This window comes from Rhodococcus sp. SB1D (assembly GCF_048573875.1).
GTDB lineage: Bacteria > Actinomycetota > Actinomycetes > Mycobacteriales > Mycobacteriaceae > Rhodococcus_F > Rhodococcus_F qingshengii.
Genome location: NZ_JBMAIQ010000005.1, coordinates 106,693 through 123,838 on the forward strand (window position 1 = coordinate 106,693; position 17,146 = coordinate 123,838).

Below are 17,146 nucleotides of genomic sequence, written 5' to 3' on the forward strand. Positions count from 1 at the left end.
GACCTAGGAAGCCGCTGCTTCGCGCTGGAGTTCCAGCGCGATGTCGATCAACTGATCTTCCTGTCCGCCGACCAACTTGCGCTTACCTGCGCGCACCAACAGCTCCGCGGACGACACTCCGTACCGCTCGGCCTGACGCTCGGCATGCTTGAGGAAGCTCGAGTACACGCCGGCGTAGCCCATCATCAGTGCTTGACGATCGAGCAGGCATTCCTGCGGCATTGCCGGGCGCACAACATCTTCGGCTGCATCGGCGATGGCGAAGAAGTCGATACCGGTCTTGACGCCGATCTTGTCGCAAACACCGACGAAGGCCTCGACCGGGGCGTTGCCGGCGCCGGCACCGAACCGACGGGTACTACCGTCGATCTGCTTGGCTCCCGCACGAACTGCCGCAATGGAATTGGCGACGCCCAGGCCCAGGTTCTCGTGGCCGTGGAAGCCGACCTGAGCGTCGTTGCCGAGTTCCTGAACCAGCGCCTCGACGCGATCGGATACCTGCTCGAGTACCAGCGCGCCGGCCGAGTCGACCACGTACACACACTGGCAACCCGCGTCGGCCATGATGCGAGCCTGCTTGGCCAGCTTCTCCGGCGGAATCGAGTGAGCCATCATGAGGAATCCGACTGTTTCGAGTCCACGCTCACGCGCGAGGCCGAAGTGCTGGATGGATACGTCTGCCTCGGTGCAGTGAGTTGCAATGCGGCAGATGGACGCACCGTTGTCCTGTGCGATGACGATGTCGTCCTTGATGCCCAACCCGGGCAGCATCAGGAAGGCGATCTTCGCGTTGGTCGCCGTCTCGACTGCAGCTTTGATCAGTTCCTGCTCGGGAGTCTTCGAGAAGCCGTAATTGAAGGAGGATCCGCCGAGACCGTCGCCGTGAGTGACCTCGATGACCGGCACTCCGGCTCCGTCGAGGGCACCGACGATGGCTCGTACTTCTTCGACGGTGAACTGATGACGCTTATGGTGGGAGCCGTCGCGCAGCGACGTGTCGGTGACGCGGATGTCCCAGCTCGAATCGAAATGAATCATGTCGCTCATGCCTTCACACTCAGAAGCTTCTGGGCGATTTCCTCGCCCACCTTGGTGGCTGCTGCCGTCATGATGTCGAGGTTGCCCGCGTACGGCGGCAGGAAATCGCCTGCGCCTTCGACCTCGACGAACGTGGTGACCGTTGCATAGCCACCGGAAACGACGCTCGGTTCGTCGAACTGCGGTTCGTTGAGCAACCGGTAGCCGGGCACGTACTGCTGGATGTCCTTGACGACGCGGTGAATGGAGTCGGTGATCGCGGCCTGGTCGGCGTCTTCGGGGATAGCGCAGAAGATTGTGTCGCGCATGATCATCGGCGGGTCCGCGGGGTTGAGGATGATGATCGCCTTGCCGCGCTGTGCGCCGCCGATGGTCTCGATACCGCGGCTGGTGGTCTTGGTGAACTCATCGATGTTCGCGCGAGTTCCCGGGCCGGCGGACAATGATGCAACGGAGGCGACGATCTCGGCGTACGCCACGTCGACGACACGCGACACCGCGTAGACGATCGGAATGGTTGCCTGCCCACCGCAAGTGATCATGTTGACGTTGGGTGCGTCCAGGTGCTCACGCAGGTTCGCGGGCGGAACCACAGCCGGGCCGACCGCGGCCGGAGTCAGGTCGACGGCACGGATACCGGCGGCCTCGTAGCGTGGTGCTGCCTCGCGGTGCACGTATGCCGACGTCGCCTCGAAGACCAGGTCCGGTTTCTCCGCCTGGTTCAGCAACCAGTCGACGCCCTCGGCGGAGGTCTCGAGTCCCATCTTGCGGGCGCGCGCCAATCCTTCACTCTCGGGATCGATTCCGATCATCCATCGCGGTTCGAGCCACTCGGAACGCTGCAGTTTGTACAACAGATCGGTACTGATGTTTCCCGATCCGACGATCGCCACACTTGCCTTGGTCATGACTACTCCTACGTGAACTGAAGAGAGACGGAACCGAGGCCGCTGAACTCGGCTCGGAAGTTGTCGCCTGGATGAGCGTCGATCGCTCGCGTGCACGAACCCGGCAGAACGATGTCGCCGGCCTTGAGCCGAACTCCGAACGTGTCGACCTTCTGCGCCAACCACGCGACAGCGGTGACCGGGTTACCGAGAACCGCATCGCTGCGCCCCTCCGCAATCCGCTCCCCGTTGCAGGTCAGCACCGCGTCGATGGCCTTGATGTCGATGTCCGACGGGCGAACTCGTTCCTTGCCGAGGATGAACCCGGCGAAGGACGCGTTGTCCGCGATGGTGTCCGAGAGGCCGATCTTCCAGTCCTTGATCCGGCTGTCGATCAACTCGATGGACGGCGCATAGGCGACAGTAGCGTCGATGACGTCTTGTTCGGTGCACCCGGCGCCCGGCAGATCTGCTCCCAGAATGAAGGCGACCTCCACCTCGACGCGCGGGAAGCAGAAGCGCGACGTGTCGACCGGACGGTTCTCGAACTCTTCCATCTCGGCGAGCAGGTGACCGTAATCTGGCTCGTCTACGCCCATCATCTGCTGCATCGCCAGTGACGAGAGTCCGACCTTGTGTCCGACCACCTTTGCGCCACCGGCAACACGACGCCTGATGTTGATGAGCTGGATCTCGTAGGCGTCGACGACGTCGATGTCCGGATACGTGGCGATCAGCGAGCTGATCGGAGCGCGATCCCGTTCCGCCGAGTCGAGATGGTCGGCAAGTTCGCCGCGGATCTGCGTCGAGAGCATCGTTCAGGCCTTTCCGACTGTGGAGAATGCGGCTGCGTGCTGACCGGCTCGTCGTCCGGAGAATACGCAGTCGGCGAGCGACAAGCCGCTCACATACGAGTTGGAACAGATACCGACCGCGGTACGGCCGGCGGCATACAGACCAGGGATACCCTCCCCGGCCTCGTTTTTCACCATGCCGGACGATTCGTCGACCATCAATCCACCGAGCGTGAGCATCGGGCACGGATTCATCATGTTGGGCTTGATCGAGACGTCGTACATCGTGAACGGCGCAGACAGTATCGGCCTGACGAAGTCCGACGGTTTACCCATCGGATCAGGTTGTCCGGCAGCGGCAGCGGAGTTGTGCGCGTCGACGGTGGCTTGAAGGCCGGCGACGTCTATCCCCGCTTTACGGGCGACCTCGGCAATGGTGTTGCCACGCACTGCGGTACGCATCATGCCAGTGGTCTGTACCCGCTGGAACCACATCGACTGGTCACTGATCTGCGATTTCGCTTCGCGAACGAGTTCGGAATCTGCCAGCAGCCAACCGATTCCGTTGCTCTTCTCTGCCATCGCCTGACCGAGAGCGGCACCGTAACGGGACTCGTCGACGATTCGCGCACCGGATTCACCCACCAAAATGGAACCGAGAAAAGCACTCGGCGGGACGATGAATCGCCAGGCGGACACATTGCCGAGCTTGTCGGTGGCTCCCCCGGCTTCGACGCCAAGGTTGATGCCTTTGCCGTCGTCCCCGGACGTGCCGAGCGGGATACCGCCCTTGTAGGCGGGGGCATGGGTGCGCATCATCTCGCGATTGGACACGAAGCCGCCGGCGCTCAGGATCACGCCGCCGCGTGCCTGGATGCGAATCCGCTTGGCGTGCTTCTTCTCGATCTTCGCGATGAGTGCGTCGAGAATCGTGCGCAACTGCGGTGCGTAGACGCCGGGCTTGGAGGACAGGGACCCGAGCGTCGCGTGACGGCGACGAACTCCGGCGGGTGCGTCACGCAGCGTCAGTGCTTCGACGCCGATCACCCGGCCGTCCTCGATGATCAGCCGGTCCGCTCGCGTCTGGCCGAGCAACTGGACGCCCTTCGCCTCCGCGGACTTCGCGAGCGGGCCGTACAGCATCTTTCCCGACGTGCCACGCCCCTTGGCGCGATGACCACGCGGAGCAGGTTTTGCGATGTCACGGAACCCGCCGGCCGATTCGCTACCCGAGAAGTAGAGGTAGTGCTTGTTGCTCGGGTACGACGTCTTGTACGGACAGAGTGAGGCCTCGAACGGCACGCCGTGACTGCGCAGCCAGTCGATCGACGCCGGGCTCTCGTCGACGAACCGGCGCAGAGTCTGCGGCGTCACCGCGTCACCGACCTCGCGGTTCAGGTAGGCGAGCATGGCTTCGGGACTGTCCTCGACACCGGCTTCCTTTTGAATCACGGTGCCGCCGCCGGCGTAGTAGATTCCTCCGGAAATCGTGCTGGCACCACCACCGAGTGCTCGGTCGATTGCCAAAACCGACGAACCGGCCGCTACAGCTTCGAGCGCCGCACTGGCGCCCGCCACACCGAACCCGACCACAAGGACGTCAACCGAAGTATCCCAGGTCACACCGCACCATCCTCAATCTCACTGCAACGTGTTTCGTTATCAATGACAACGTCCGGAAATACTTCCTGGCAGAAAGCATGGACTGACACCCCCATCATTCTATAACGTGTTCTACATGAGCAAGCAGGAATACGACATCGTCGTCGTCGGCAGTGGTGCCGCAGGTATGACAGCGGCCTTGACCGCAGCCCACCAGGGCTTGAGTGTGGTCATCGTGGAGAAAGCCGCCCACTACGGCGGATCGACCGCCCGTTCCGGTGGTGGGGTCTGGATCCCCAACAACGAGGCACTTCAAGCGGACGGTGTCACCGATACACCGGAGGCCGCACGTTCCTACCTGCACAGCATCATCGGCGACGTTGTCGCTCCCGAACGCATCGACACCTATCTCGAGCGCGGTCCCGAGATGCTCTCGTTCGTGTTGAAGAACAGCCCGCTCGAGCTGCAGTGGGTTCCCGGCTACTCCGACTACTACCCGGAAGCACCCGGCGGACGCCTCGGTGGCCGCAGTGTCGAGCCCACCCCGTTCGACGGCAACAAGTTGGGCGCCGACCGCAAGAACCTCGAGCCCGACTACGTCAAGGCCCCCAAGAACTTCGTCATCACCCAGGCCGACTACAAGTGGCTCAACCTGCTGATGCGCAATCCTCGCGGACCCCTGCGCGCCATGAAGGTCGGCATGCGATTCCTCGCAGCGAAGGCCACCAAGAAGGATCTGCTGGTTCGCGGCCAGGCACTGGTCGCCGGTATTCGACTCGGACTTCAGTCCGCCGGAGTACCCATCCTGCTGAACACCCCGCTGACCTCCCTGTACACCGAAGACGGCGCAGTTCGCGGCGTCAACGTCATCGTCGACGGCGAGGAGCAGGTCATCCGCGCTCGCCACGGAGTCGTGTTGGGATCCGGCGGATTCGAGCACAACAAGGAAATGCGTGAGAAGTACCAGCGCGCACCTATCGGCACCGAATGGACCGTCGGCGCGAAGGCAAACACCGGCGACGGTATCCGCGCAGGCCAAGAAGTGGGCGCTGCAGTCGATTTCATGGACGACGCCTGGTGGGGCCCGTCCATTCCGCTGACCGGCGGACCGTGGTTCGCTCTCTCCGAGCGCACCCTCCCGGGCTGCATGATGGTCAACATGTCGGGCAAGCGCTTCGGCAACGAGGCGGCTCCGTACGTCGAGGCAACCCATGCGATGTACGGCGGTGAGTACGGTCAGGGCGAGGGCCCCGGCGAGAACATCCCGACGTGGATGATTCTCGATCAGCGCTACCGCAACCGCTACACGTTTGCCGGTATCACTCCCCGCTCCCCCTTCCCCGGCCGCTGGCTCAAGGCCGGCATCGTGGTCAAGGCGGGAACCATCGCCGAATTGGCAGAGAAGACAGGGCTTCCCGTCGCATCGCTGACCGAAACCGTCGATCGGTTCAACGGCTTCGCGCGCAACGGCAAGGACGAGGACTTCGGACGCGGTGACAGTGGTTACGACGCGTACTACGGCGATCCCCGACTGAAGAACCCCAGCCTCGCCGAAATCAGCAAGGCTCCGTTCTACGCCATCAAGATGGTTCCGGGTGACCTCGGCACCAAGGGCGGAATCTGCACCGACGTCAACGGCCGAGCACTACGCGAAGACGGAAGCGTCATCGACGGCCTCTACGCGGCTGGCAACGCGAGCGCTCCGGTCATGGGCCACACCTACGCCGGACCAGGCGCGACCATCGGTCCCGCAATGACTTTCGGCTACCTGGCCGTACTCGACATCGTCGAGCGTGCGAAGAAGGCCGAGACAACCGAAGCACCGGCAGCTGAAAAGACGGCGGTCGACCATGCCAATTGATCCGAAGATCGCACTCGGCGCCGAGCTTGCGCCACAAGAGTTCTCGTGGACCCCGTCGGACGTGCAGCACTACCACTTGGCACTGGGGGCAGGTGCTCGTCCGCTTGATCCGAACGAGCTTCGATACCTCGACGACGAAAAGCCTCAGGTACTACCCACCTTTGCCACCGTCGCCGCCAACTTCCACGCCACCGAAGCACCGAAGGTGTCGTTCCCCGGCGTCGAAATCGATCTGGCGAAGGTAGTCCACGGGAGCCAGGAAGTCACTGTCCATCAGCCGATCCCGGCAAGTGGAAGTGGCCGCACTACAACTCGAATCGCCGAGGTCTGGGACAAGGGCAAGGCCGCGGTGATCGTGCAGGAATCCGTCACGGTTGACGCCGAGGGCAACCCGCTGTGGACAGCTCGCTCGTCCATTTTCGCCCGCGGCGAGGGTGGTTTCGGGGGTGAACGTGGTCCGTCGGAGTCGATTACGCTTCCGGATCGCGAAGCAGATGAGACAGTGGTGACGCCTGTGCTTCCACAGCAGGCTTTGCTGTACCGGATGTGTGGTGATCGGAATCCGTTGCACTCGGATCCGCAATTCGCCTCCGCGGCAGGCTTTCCAGCGCCTATCCTGCATGGACTGTGTACTTACGGAATGGTCTGCAAGACCGCAGTGGATACCATGCTCGACGGCGACAGCAGTCGGGTAGCCGGATTTCGGGCCCGCTTTGCCGGGGTCGTATTTCCCGGCGAGAACTTGAGTATCCAGATCTGGAAAGACAATGGGCGACTCCTGATCTCAGCTTCTGTACTGGAGCGCGAAGCTCCTGCCCTGGCTGACGTAGTTCTCACTCTTGTCTGATACCAACCTGTCTGATACCCACCTGTTAGAACTCACCGTAGTTCTCGAACCCGATGGAGTAGCCCGAAGATGACGGCACAAGACGAAAAGTTCCGACTGTCCCGACGAGGTTTCATGGCCGCTGGAGCCGGCGCCGTGGCAGCGACCGCATTCGCCGGCTGGACGCCGGCCTACGCCGTCCCCGCCGGCTCTTCCGGCTCCGCGGGTGGTCCCGTGTCCACCCTCACGCCGCCGCCTGCCTTCCCCGAAGGCATCGCGCTGTACCAGCAGGCATATCAGAACTGGTCCAAGGAGATCATGCTCGACGCGATCTGGACCTGTTCGCCCAAGACGCCCGAAGACGTAGTCCGCCTCGCTAACTGGGGTCATGCCAACGGCTACACCATTCGTCCCCGCGGCGCCATGCACGGCTGGACGCCGCTGACCATCGTCAACGGTGCGCCGGTCGACAAGGTCATCCTCGCCGACACCACGGTCCACCTCACCGGAGTCTCCGTCAACGCCGGTGGCAGCCCAGCCACCGTCACCGCAGGACCCGGCGCGACCCTCGACGCCATCACGACCGCACTGCAGGCACAGGGCCTCGGGTTCGCGAACCTGCCGGCGCCGGGTGTGTTGACCATTGCCGGCTGCCTCGCCGTCGACGCTCACGGCGCAGCTCTCCCCGCCGAAGGCGAAGCACACGTTCCCGGACAGACTTTCGGCTCACTCTCCAACCTCGTCACCTCCCTGACCGCAGTGGTCTGGAACGGCAGCGAGTACGCACTGAAGACGTACGCGCGTAGCGACGCGGCGATCAAGCCGCTGCTGACTCACCTCGGACGCACCTTCCTCACCTCCGTCACCTTGCAGGCCGCCCCCAACTACCGCATGCGCTGCGTCAGCCACACCGACATCGGTTGGCAGGAACTCTTCGGCGCCCGCGGAGCGTCCGGACGCACCTTCGAGAAGTTCGTCCGCGAAAACGGTCGCGCAGAAGCAATCTGGTACCCCTTCACCGAACGCCCGTGGATGAAGGTGTGGTCACTTGCCCCCACCAAGCCGCCGTTCTCGCGTGAGGTGACCGGACCGTACAACTACATCTTCTCCGACAACCTCCCGGAGCCGGTCACCGACATGATCGGCCAGATCAACTCCGGAAACCCGGGCATCGCACCGGCATTCGGGCAGATCATGTACGCCACCACCGTTGCCGGACTCGCCGCGACGTTCTCCAACGACCTGTGGGGATGGTCCAAGGACGTCCAGTTCTACATCCGGGCCACCACCCTGCGCCTGACCGAGGGCGGCGGAGCCGTCATCACCTCGCGCGCCAACATCGGCCAGGTCATCCACGACTTCACCCAGTGGTTCAACGGCCGCATGGAGTACTACCGCTCCATCGGACAGTTCCCCCTCAACGGGCCCGTCGAAATCCGTTGCTGCGGCCTCGATCAACCATCCGAGGTCGAGGTCGACTCGGCAGGCGCCCCCACCATCTCGGCCATGCGCCCGCGCCCCGACCATCCGGAATGGGACACTGCCATCTGGCTCAACGTCCTCGGCGTCCCCGGAACCCCCGGCATGTTCGCGTTCTACCGCGAAATGGAACAGTGGATGCGTAATCACTACAACAACAACGACGCCACCTTCCGCCCCGAGTGGTCCAAGGGCTGGGCGTTCGGCCCCGACAAGCCGTACACCGACACCCCGATCATCACCCAGGGCCTCCCCCAGACCTACCGCGACGGCGTCCCATCGAGCGACAACTGGGACACCGCCAACGCCGCATTCAACGCGTTGGATCCGCACAAGGTCTTCAGCAACACCTTCCTGGACCAGTTGCTGCCTTGAGGTTCAAGTACTGAGCGCACACTCTGACAACTCGACGGTCGTCGCCACTCCCCTTACTTTCGGGAGTGCGGCGGCCGTCGTGCGTTGCAGTGAGCGGGATGAAGGAGTCCCCCGCATCCCGACGAGGCAGCTGCCTCAATCGCGATCAGGATGGATCGCCTCGTGCATACTTTCCACTGCCCTGGCGTGAGTTGAGAGCTCGGACCGAGCCGACCGAATCGTGGCGCTGTCGCTGCGTGCCCCCGGCTCGGACGACGACGAGTCCTCTCCGGGGTTCGGCGCGCCACCAGCTGGATGCTCGGAGGAGCCGGTGCGCTCTTCCCTCTCCGCGCGGGCGCGCAACAACGACTCGGACTTCGGGGTATTTCGCATCGGAGCATTGTCCCAGATCCATCTCCTATGACTCACATTGAGCGCTCTCACCCCCGGCGACCAGGCCGTTCCTGAATATCAACACCTAGAATGTTCGCAACAAAATATCTACAGCGGTCAGGGTAGACATTCTCGCGAGGCTGTTGTATCGTTTTTCTCGTAGCAAGGAACGAGTCAAGAGATGCGGGAGAGATGAACTACCCGCAAGCAGTACCGCAGGGCAGGGACGTGCCGGGGCCGAATTCGTGTGTGAGTGTGTAGTCGGACCCGGCACCCCCCTTCAAAGCGGCTACCGGATGTCTTGTGCGAGTCCGGAAGTTCGAAAGAATGCAGTTATGTAAGTAAGTTCAACCCCATCCGGCCCCCGGCGCTCCTCGCGCCGGGGGCCCCGTCCGTTCAGCGAAAGAAGCGAGCCATTCCGGCAGATACACCACCGGGGGACCCCTCCGGCAGATTCGACGACGAGAACTATCCTGCGTACAGCATGGGACATGCGGCCGAGATCCTCGGTGTCAGGCAAGCTTTCCTTCGTAGCCTCGATGCCGCGAAACTACTTACCCCGCAACGCTCTGAGGGCGGACATCGCCGCTACTCCCGCTACCAGCTGCGCATCGCAGCCCGCGCGCACGAACTCGTAGCCAACGGCACGGCGCTCGACGCGGCTTGCCGCATCATCATCCTCGAAGACCAACTCACCGAAGCCCGTCGCATCAACGCCGAGCTTCAGCAAGCGCAGGACCTGCGAGAGGAACCGGATGCGGCACCCGAATGAGGACTGCACTGGAACAGCAGTTGCGCCTATACGGTCGATCTGACCCCTCCTCCTTCCAACTGCGGTAAATTCGGCCAATTGGGACATTGCTCGGCGTCGGTTGCTCGATTTCCACATCGAAGGGATCGCAGGCATGACTTCCTCCCACCACCGCGCTCGGGTGCGGCTGTCTGCTCTGTCGATCGCCTTGACCGTTGCCATTGCAACCGCTGCGTGCAGTTCCGACGATGACTCCGCAACAAACACGGGCAGCGCCTCTCCCAGCACCTCGAGCAGTCGGGAATCCACCGAGATCACGGACATCGTCCGCCGCCAAGTGGCCGACTTGGGCCTCAGTGCCGCTGTGTTCGGGGTGTGGCGAGGCGACGACGAAGTTGCTCTCGGCGCCGTCGGAGAGTCCCCTGTCGGAGTTCCGGCGACAACCGACATGCAGTTGCGCGTCGGCCAACCGATGGAACCGATGCTCTCGACAGTCCTGCTGCAACTCGACGAAGAGGGAACGCTTCCCCTCGATCAACCGATCGCGAAGTGGGAACCGAACTTTCCACGCGCAGACACCATCACTCCGCGAATGCTGGCCAACAGCACGTCGGGCATCTCCGACTACGTGACCGATCCACAGTTCCTCAAACTCTTCACGGACAACCCGATGAAGGGCTGGACTTCTCGAGAGATCCTGGATCTTGCCAACTCCCGCCCGCCGTTGTTCGAACCCGGCACCAGTTGGGCGTACGCGCACAGCGACCTGACGCTGCTCGGCGACGTCATGGAGAAAGCGACTGGAAAACCGCTGGGCGAACTACTTCAGCAGCGCGTCTTCGATCCACTCGGGATGGATCACAGCAGCGTTGTACTCACGTCGCAGATGGACGAACCGATCCTGCACGGTTACACCAATGAACGTGGAGTATTCGAAGACTCCACTTTCTGGAATCCGACGGCGTTCCTGCACAGCGGAAACATGAACGCGCCTGTCGCCGACGTCGGAAAGTGGGTGCGCGCACTGGGAACGGGAGAGTTACTATCCGACAAGGCTTTCGAGCAGCAGATGGCGCCGACGACTGCGGGCTTGGGAAGTATGACGGCGGACAAGTTCTTTTCCTTCGGGACCGGGCACCTCGACGGCTGGCTGGTGATGAACCCGTCGTACGGCGGTTACAACGGTCTCGCGCTCTACTACCCCGACTCGAAGACGACGATCGTCGTCTACGCCACACTCGGGCCGACAACCAACGCGGACCTCAACAACGCCGTGTCGATGGGGAAGGAGATCGGAACCCTCCTCGAGCCGGATCACCCGCCGCAGGTACCGACGCCGTGACGCCCCACACACGCTGGTAGTAAACAGCGCCGGTCGGCAACTTCCTGTTTACGCACGGATTACCTCCAGGACTTATCGCCCCATCACCATTCTCTTCAGTACCGAACGAAACGCGTCGGACCGCGGGTTGTCTCGCCAGTGAACGAGAACGTAGATAGATGGGGACAGGCCCGATGAGGAAATACGCGATGTCAGTGGCATGCACGGTTGCAGTCACAGCGGGGGTGACTCTTGTGATGTCGGTACCTGCCGGAGCGGACCCGAATGACGGTGGGTCGTGCCCGGCCGGTGCGGTATTCGCGGTCGGCGGAACGTGGGATCCGACGGGACAAACGACGCAACCCGTCACCGACCGCTACGTCGCCCAGGGTTACGCCTCCAAGCCGGTGACCTACCCCGCCAGCTTCTGGCCGCTCGGCGAACAGACGTACGACCAGAGCGTTGCCGCCGGCGCCCAGACGCTTCGCACCGAAGTCAACGCTTTCCACGCTCAGTGCCCGGGCAGCGAGATCGTCGTCACCGGATACTCACAGGGAGCACGGATTGCCGGCGACGTTCTCGGTGACATCGCACGTGACGGATCCATTCCCCAATCGCAAGTCGAAGGCGTCCTCTACGCCGACCCTCGCAACTCGGCCGGGGGCATCGAAACCGTAGTGCCCAATGTCGTTCCGGGAGCGACGATGTCCGGAGCACGCGGCGGATTCGGAGACATCGCAGTGCAGGAAGTCTGCATCGAGGGTGACGGCATCTGCAACATGCCCAAGCCGCGTGATGCGCCCGAGGTGTTCGTGGATTCGGTCTTCGGCTACTTCACGAAGCACAACACCTACACGCCGATGATGTCCGAGCCCGCTCCGCCTGCTCCCCCGGCGCTGCCGCAGACACCGTCGGTGCCACTGCAACCGGCTGACGTCGCCACTGCGATCGTGACACGGGTCGTCGAGAACATCACTCCGTATCTGAGCGCTGCACTCGCCACCGTGCTGACGAAGTAACGCGACACCGCTTGTTCGGCTGACTGAAAGTCGACCGATTCGTACAAGTCGAGGACCACCCGCGCCGTGCACCATCGAATACATGCTCACCTTCATCGTCAGATACGGGTACGTCCCGTTCATGCTCTTGGGAATCAACGGAGCCGCAATCGCGCTGGCGGCATCCGGCGCGCCGAAATGGTCACTGGTGGCATTGATTCTCTTCGCAGTGGTCTGCTCTTTCGCGGCCGAACGGACGCTTCCCTACGAATCTTCGTGGAATGCCCCCGGACCGGACAGGTTTCGCGACGCGGTCCATGCGTTTGTCAACGAATCTCTCATCCTGGTCAGCGTCGCGGTCATCCCGTTGATGGCAGCGGTGATTCCGTTCGACGGGCTGTGGCCGATCGGTCTTCCGTTTGTCGTTCAGGTCGTCTTCGCAGTGTTGGTTGCCGATTTCGGCATCACCGTCGTGCATTTGATCAGCCACAAGGTTGGATGGTTGTGGCGTTTCCACGCGGTTCATCACAGCCTCGAACGGTTCTACGGTATGAACGGACTGATGAAGCACCCCGTACATCAGACTTTCGAAACCGCCGGTGGCGTCCTGCCACTGATCCTCCTCGGGATGCCCGTTCCAGTTGCCTCGGCGCTCGCGGTTTGTGTCGCTGTCCAACTCCTGCTTCAGCATTCGAATGCCGACTACCGCATCGGCCCCCTGCGCCCGATACTCGCCCTCAACGCCGGCCACCGATTCCATCACCTGAAGTGGGCGGGAATCGGTGACGTCAATTTCGGTTTGTTCACTCTGATCTGGGATCACCTGTTCCGCACTTATTCTTTCGATCCGGAAAAGCGATTCAGCAGTGACGATCTCGGAATGGCGGCCAAGCCCGACTACCCGAACGACTACCTCGGCCAGTTGGCCGAACCGTTCCGGAGACAGAACTGACGGACGATCGGTGGAGATTCAGCCCGCGAGTACCCGTCGCATGACGGGCTTGGCTGCAAACGCACTGGCCAACACCAACGCGATCCCCACAGCCAGGGTGACGCCCAACTGAACCAGCGCCATCGGAGTGGTCAATACGGCTGCCCCTGCCAGCGGGAAGAGGAACAGCAGTGCAGCGCCGGCGCCGGCCAGTGCCATCACCACCACGGGAGTGCGAACGTGCCGCATGCGGGCGCTGTCCATCACCTCGACAGGTGTACCGGCCAGAGTCAGACTCCGATACAGCTCACGGTTGTCGAGGATCCCGGATACCTGGGTGAGCGCAGACGAGATGGCCGCCAAAGTGAATGTTGCTCCGAGAGTGAACAACACCCCGGTTCTCATGTCCGCGAACAGGAACTCCTGCCCTGGCTGCAAATCCTGCCCTTCCCCGTTGCCGATCGCGGCGAGGAGAGATGTGCCTGCGGCAACAAAGCTGGCCATCGTCACACCGCTGACCGTGCGCCACACAGCCTTCGGATTATCCAAGACCCGACGCGCCGCAATCAGCGAAGCACCGTCTTTGGCGCATTTGAGCATGATCCGTCCAAGCAGCGAAATGACGAACGGACCGACCAACGCAACAACGCCGAAGCAGAGACCAAGGCCCACCAGGATTGCCGCGATGCTTGCCGCGGAGCCCCCGAATGCACTCCATCCCACAAGAACCCCCACCCCAGCCACCGCGAAGATCATCTTCGGTGCGGCGCTGGGATTGCCCGCCGTGACGCCCAACGGGCTCACGAACACCTGGCGCATCCCGAGCATCGACGTCAAAGCAGCCAGGATGGTCATTCCGAATACGATGCCCACCAGCGGAAGTGCGCCTACCCAAAGCTCACTCCACTCGAATGTCCGACCTTGAAATCTCAAGAGAGCTACGAGCGGCAACGCGAGGAGGTATCCCACCACACCGATCAACGCACCGGCCAAGCCCTGGATACCCGATTCCGCAGCGCACAGCGCAACGATCTGGCGAGGGGTGGATCCGATGACTCGCAGCGAGGCAAGTCGTTCGTCGCGACGGCGCGCGCCCAAGCGGGCCGCCGCCAGACCGAGAGTGACGGCTGGAACGATCATCAACACCGAAGCAACCCCTGCGAGCGCTAGGTACGCCTCGGCTTCGGGTTCGCTCGATCTGCCCGCAAATGCACCGTAGCCGCCGAGCACCGTCAGCAACAACGTCGTCGAGGCGGCAAATGCGGACACTGGGAGCGCGAAGGTACTCAAGGCCTTTCGGCCTTCACCTCGCACCGTCATCAATGCAACGCGCGCTGTGGCCTTCATGCCGCCACCTGTGTCCCGACGAGCGAACCGGCCTGCATCATCATCGTGCGATCACACCACCGAGCGACTTCGGCATCGTGAGTGACGACGACCAACGCAGAACCGATCTGTTGAGCCGAATCACGCAACACCCTCATCACTTCCCAACTCGTCTGCGCGTCGAGGGCACCGGTCGGCTCGTCTGCGAAGAGAACGGCGGGTTTGGTCACCAACGCTCGCGCAATCGCCACACGTTGCGACTGCCCACCCGACATCTGACCCGGGCGACGGTCCTGCAGCCCGTCCAGTCCCAATGGCGCGAAGAAGCCGTGCGCCGTCCGCTTGGCTTCGGCGATGGACAACCCGTTGAGCACCAAGGGCAAAGCGACGTTCTCGATCGCCGGAAGCTCCGGCAACAGTTGGCCCGATTGAAAAACGAATCCGTACGACTCGCGTCGGAGGCGGCTGCGGTCGTTCTCACCGAGGTTCTCGATATGCCTGCCGCTCAGCAGGATTGCTCCCGAGTCGGGCTTGACGATTCCTGACATGCAATGCAGCAGAGTCGACTTGCCCGACCCTGAAGGACCCATGATGGCCGTAGCAGTACCGGCGCGCACTTCCAGCGATACACCTCGGAGCACTGGAACGTCGCCGTACGACTTGCCCAGCGCGTGGACCGACAGGACTGCGGGTGCTTGTGCGTTGTTCATGATTCCACCTTCTCGTGAACCCCTCGCCAGCACATCGGCCCAGCGCACGATCTTCGAACCGAGTGCGGTCCTACCGGAGGATGACCGGACCCCGAGCTCTGTCAGGGTCGTCACTATGATTTCCGACATGACCTGGTCCGGCGCCGTCCACATGGAGCCCGGAATTCTCATGTTCACCGGCGCAGTGGGATCCGCGCACATGCATTCGCACGCCGCTGTTCAGATCATGATCATCGACGACGGGGACGTCACGGTCACGGACGGGGACGGCCACAGTGAAGTCGTGCGGTCCGTGGTCATTCCATCCGGGGCGGTCCACGCGTTGTCCGCCTCCGAGGGTGCGCGGGGACGGGCGATTTACATTGACTCCACCACCGGGATGGGTCTGCGCATCAGGCCACCGGAGCCGGGCCGCGGTGGTGTGGCCGACTGGTCGGACCGTGGGCAGACCGCAGTAGCGATGACGGACCGCGGCGCTGATTCGGATCTGGAATACGCAGCGAGGCTGATCGATTCACTGTCCGAAAGTAGACAGCCGTCGAGCGTACGCGCTCTTCACCCGGCGCTCGAGCATGCCCTGACGCTACTTCACGAGCGACTTTCAGGGCCGATAACGCTGACGGACACCGCCGCGCTGGTCTCCATCTCACCTGGCCGATTGGGAAGAATCTTCAACGATCAACTGCAGATGAGCTTTTCGACCTACATTCGTTGGTTGCGGCTACGACGTGCCATGGAAGTGATGAGCAGTGGCGCAACCCTGACAACCAGTGCACACGAGGCCGGTTTCACCGACAGCGCCCATCTCAACCGGATCTGCCACAGTATGTTCGGGCTCACGCCCAGCGCCGCGACCGGCGGCCTCACCTGGAATTGACGCTACTCCTCAACTGATGCTGCCCGCCGCCGACCTCGCCAGTAGCGACAGACGACTGTAGAGGCGCGCCAACCCCGGCACGTCCCGGAGGCTGCCTGCCACTTCTTCGACGTAGGCGTCGGCGTAGATCGTCAGCCGCGCATCGACGTCATAGAGAACATCGACGACATTCGCGAAACGGCGAAGGGCAAATTCCGACGCCTGGGCGAGCACCGGCACTCCGAAGATCACCCAGTCGTCGAAGCGTGCGGCGAGCGCGAGATAATCGGCAGCCGCGGTCGAACCAGCGCACAGCACCTCGAAATCGAACCAGACGACACCGTCTCGAATCGCCGAGCACTCCAATGTGCGTGTGCCTATCGTCAATTCGACACTTTCGCCCGAAGGCCGCGTAATTCCCGAGCCGAGGAGGAATTCCCCTGTCGCAAATCGGTAGTCCCCGGCACCTGGCTGTCCCGCCGTCCGATAGTCGACGGAGCCACCCAACTCGATCACCCCGAGAGTCCGTTCGATCAACTCGATCGACGGAACGAACTGCTCGTGAAAAAGCGGATTGGGAAGAAGATCGGTCGGCGGAACATTGGACGTGACGACAACAGTCACGCCTTTCGCGACGATTGTGTCGAGAACCCTTGCCATGAACATGGCGTCGGCGACGTCGTCGAGGTGGAACTCGTCGAAACAGAGCACACGGATTCCATCGACGACGTGATCCAGTGCCACGCCCATCGAGCCGAGTTCATGCGCCCGAGAGTGCAGATCTGCAAAGAACCGATGAAAGTGAATGCGCCGCTTGCTGACCGGGAGCCCGTCGTAGAACTCGTCCATGAGCATCGTCTTCCCGCGGCCGACGCTACCCCAGAGATAGATCCCACCCCCGACCTCACCGCCCGAGATCCGGGCCTGCAGTGCGTCGAGGGCTTCGCGTGCCGCCAACTGCTCTTTGTCCAGTAGCATAAGACTCCTCTACGTCTGTAGAGTCGAGGCTAGTGATCGAA

Annotated in this window: 16 protein-coding genes; 8 read left to right on the top strand and 8 right to left on the bottom strand. The window is 62.6% G+C overall.

What is annotated here, in order from left to right:
• Positions 1–3: 3 nt before the first annotated feature.
• The 4 genes from dmpG to ACN50D_RS13760 are packed head-to-tail and all read right to left on the bottom strand — an operon-like array spanning position 4 to position 4,342.
• Positions 4–1,047, bottom strand: coding sequence for a 4-hydroxy-2-oxovalerate aldolase (gene dmpG, locus ACN50D_RS13745; RefSeq protein ID WP_020906144.1), 1,044 nt, complete (start codon positions 1,045–1,047; stop codon positions 4–6).
• On the bottom strand, positions 1,044–1,946 hold the full coding sequence (locus ACN50D_RS13750) for an acetaldehyde dehydrogenase (acetylating) (protein ID WP_007734082.1): 903 nt from the start codon (positions 1,944–1,946) through the stop codon (positions 1,044–1,046). Before ACN50D_RS13750 ends, dmpG begins: the two co-directional genes overlap by 4 nt.
• Before the next feature lie 8 nt (positions 1,947–1,954).
• Positions 1,955–2,740, bottom strand: coding sequence for a 2-keto-4-pentenoate hydratase (locus ACN50D_RS13755; RefSeq protein WP_211921441.1), 786 nt, complete (start codon positions 2,738–2,740; stop codon positions 1,955–1,957).
• 3 nt (positions 2,741–2,743) lie between these two features.
• Positions 2,744–4,342, bottom strand: coding sequence for an FAD-binding protein (locus ACN50D_RS13760; protein WP_211921439.1), 1,599 nt, complete (start codon positions 4,340–4,342; stop codon positions 2,744–2,746).
• A gap of 115 nt (positions 4,343–4,457) precedes the next feature.
• Here ACN50D_RS13760 and kstD point away from each other — a divergent pair, with 115 nt between their 5' ends.
• The 3 genes from kstD to ACN50D_RS13775 all read left to right on the top strand — a co-directional run bounded on the left by kstD (position 4,458) and on the right by ACN50D_RS13775 (position 8,862).
• Positions 4,458–6,182, top strand: a complete 1,725-nt coding sequence (gene kstD, locus ACN50D_RS13765) for a 3-oxosteroid 1-dehydrogenase (protein ID WP_007734077.1) — start codon at positions 4,458–4,460, stop codon at positions 6,180–6,182.
• Positions 6,172–7,029 (top strand): MaoC/PaaZ C-terminal domain-containing protein, encoded by an 858-nt coding sequence (locus ACN50D_RS13770; protein WP_003945880.1) that lies wholly within the window; start codon positions 6,172–6,174, stop codon positions 7,027–7,029. The genes kstD and ACN50D_RS13770 overlap by 11 nt, the downstream gene beginning before the upstream one ends.
• A 69-nt stretch (positions 7,030–7,098) precedes the next feature.
• Positions 7,099–8,862, top strand: a complete 1,764-nt coding sequence (locus ACN50D_RS13775) for a cholesterol oxidase substrate-binding domain-containing protein (protein WP_042449392.1) — start codon at positions 7,099–7,101, stop codon at positions 8,860–8,862.
• 135 nt (positions 8,863–8,997) lie between these two features.
• Here ACN50D_RS13775 and ACN50D_RS13780 read toward each other — a convergent pair whose 3' ends face one another.
• Entirely contained in the window at positions 8,998–9,234 is a 237-nt protein-coding gene (locus tag ACN50D_RS13780; RefSeq protein WP_007734072.1) for a hypothetical protein, read from the bottom strand.
• A 484-nt stretch (positions 9,235–9,718) separates the two neighbouring features.
• On the opposite strand from ACN50D_RS13780, the gene ACN50D_RS13785 reads away from it, so the two are divergent.
• The 4 genes from ACN50D_RS13785 to ACN50D_RS13800 all read left to right on the top strand — a co-directional run bounded on the left by ACN50D_RS13785 (position 9,719) and on the right by ACN50D_RS13800 (position 13,256).
• Entirely contained in the window at positions 9,719–10,006 is a 288-nt protein-coding gene (locus tag ACN50D_RS13785) for a MerR family transcriptional regulator (protein ID WP_003945791.1), read from the top strand.
• A 133-nt stretch (positions 10,007–10,139) separates the two neighbouring features.
• On the top strand, positions 10,140–11,327 hold the full coding sequence (locus ACN50D_RS13790; RefSeq protein ID WP_050794088.1) for a serine hydrolase domain-containing protein: 1,188 nt from the start codon (positions 10,140–10,142) through the stop codon (positions 11,325–11,327).
• A 188-nt stretch (positions 11,328–11,515) separates the two neighbouring features.
• Complete coding sequence (locus tag ACN50D_RS13795; protein WP_003945630.1) at positions 11,516–12,325, top strand: PE-PPE domain-containing protein; 810 nt, start codon at positions 11,516–11,518, stop codon at positions 12,323–12,325.
• An 82-nt stretch (positions 12,326–12,407) separates the two neighbouring features.
• Positions 12,408–13,256, top strand: a complete 849-nt coding sequence (locus tag ACN50D_RS13800) for a sterol desaturase family protein (protein WP_070160493.1) — start codon at positions 12,408–12,410, stop codon at positions 13,254–13,256.
• Positions 13,257–13,274: 18 nt separating this feature from the next.
• Here the strand turns inward: ACN50D_RS13800 and ACN50D_RS13805 are convergent, their stop codons facing one another.
• The gene (locus tag ACN50D_RS13805; protein ID WP_070160491.1) at positions 13,275–14,582 is read right to left on the bottom strand and encodes an FtsX-like permease family protein; all 1,308 of its coding nucleotides are present in this window, start codon (positions 14,580–14,582) and stop codon (positions 13,275–13,277) included.
• Positions 14,579–15,424 (bottom strand): ABC transporter ATP-binding protein, encoded by an 846-nt coding sequence (locus tag ACN50D_RS13810; RefSeq protein WP_007734065.1) that lies wholly within the window; start codon positions 15,422–15,424, stop codon positions 14,579–14,581. Before ACN50D_RS13810 ends, ACN50D_RS13805 begins: the two co-directional genes overlap by 4 nt.
• Between ACN50D_RS13810 and ACN50D_RS13815 the strand changes: the two genes are divergently transcribed.
• Positions 15,399–16,148: a helix-turn-helix transcriptional regulator gene (locus ACN50D_RS13815; protein WP_042920562.1), complete on the top strand. Its 750-nt coding sequence runs from the start codon at positions 15,399–15,401 to the stop codon at positions 16,146–16,148. The two genes, ACN50D_RS13810 and ACN50D_RS13815, sit on opposite strands and share 26 nt — an antisense overlap.
• A 9-nt stretch (positions 16,149–16,157) precedes the next feature.
• Here the strand turns inward: ACN50D_RS13815 and zapE are convergent, their stop codons facing one another.
• On the bottom strand, positions 16,158–17,105 hold the full coding sequence (zapE, locus tag ACN50D_RS13820; protein WP_211921437.1) for a cell division protein ZapE: 948 nt from the start codon (positions 17,103–17,105) through the stop codon (positions 16,158–16,160).
• Positions 17,106–17,146: the final 41 nt, after the last annotated feature.

What these genes read in the sequence shown, in the direction of transcription:
- dmpG (WP_020906144.1), bottom strand. Translation starts at nt 1,047, where the DNA reads ATGAGCGACATGATTCATTTCGATTCGAGCTGGGACATCCGCGTCACC.
- ACN50D_RS13750 (WP_007734082.1), bottom strand. Translation starts at nt 1,946, where the DNA reads ATGACCAAGGCAAGTGTGGCGATCGTCGGATCGGGAAACATCAGTACC.
- ACN50D_RS13755 (WP_211921441.1), bottom strand. Translation starts at nt 2,740, where the DNA reads ATGCTCTCGACGCAGATCCGCGGCGAACTTGCCGACCATCTCGACTCG.
- kstD (WP_007734077.1), top strand. Translation starts at nt 4,458, where the DNA reads ATGAGCAAGCAGGAATACGACATCGTCGTCGTCGGCAGTGGTGCCGCA.
- ACN50D_RS13770 (WP_003945880.1), top strand. Translation starts at nt 6,172, where the DNA reads ATGCCAATTGATCCGAAGATCGCACTCGGCGCCGAGCTTGCGCCACAA.
- ACN50D_RS13775 (WP_042449392.1), top strand. Translation starts at nt 7,099, where the DNA reads ATGACGGCACAAGACGAAAAGTTCCGACTGTCCCGACGAGGTTTCATG.
- ACN50D_RS13780 (WP_007734072.1), bottom strand. Translation starts at nt 9,234, where the DNA reads ATGCGAAATACCCCGAAGTCCGAGTCGTTGTTGCGCGCCCGCGCGGAG.
- ACN50D_RS13785 (WP_003945791.1), top strand. Translation starts at nt 9,719, where the DNA reads ATGGGACATGCGGCCGAGATCCTCGGTGTCAGGCAAGCTTTCCTTCGT.
- ACN50D_RS13790 (WP_050794088.1), top strand. Translation starts at nt 10,140, where the DNA reads ATGACTTCCTCCCACCACCGCGCTCGGGTGCGGCTGTCTGCTCTGTCG.
- ACN50D_RS13795 (WP_003945630.1), top strand. Translation starts at nt 11,516, where the DNA reads ATGTCAGTGGCATGCACGGTTGCAGTCACAGCGGGGGTGACTCTTGTG.
- ACN50D_RS13800 (WP_070160493.1), top strand. Translation starts at nt 12,408, where the DNA reads ATGCTCACCTTCATCGTCAGATACGGGTACGTCCCGTTCATGCTCTTG.
- ACN50D_RS13805 (WP_070160491.1), bottom strand. Translation starts at nt 14,582, where the DNA reads ATGAAGGCCACAGCGCGCGTTGCATTGATGACGGTGCGAGGTGAAGGC.
- ACN50D_RS13815 (WP_042920562.1), top strand. Translation starts at nt 15,399, where the DNA reads ATGACCTGGTCCGGCGCCGTCCACATGGAGCCCGGAATTCTCATGTTC.
- ACN50D_RS13810 (WP_007734065.1), bottom strand. Translation starts at nt 15,424, where the DNA reads ATGTGGACGGCGCCGGACCAGGTCATGTCGGAAATCATAGTGACGACC.
- zapE (WP_211921437.1), bottom strand. Translation starts at nt 17,105, where the DNA reads ATGCTACTGGACAAAGAGCAGTTGGCGGCACGCGAAGCCCTCGACGCA.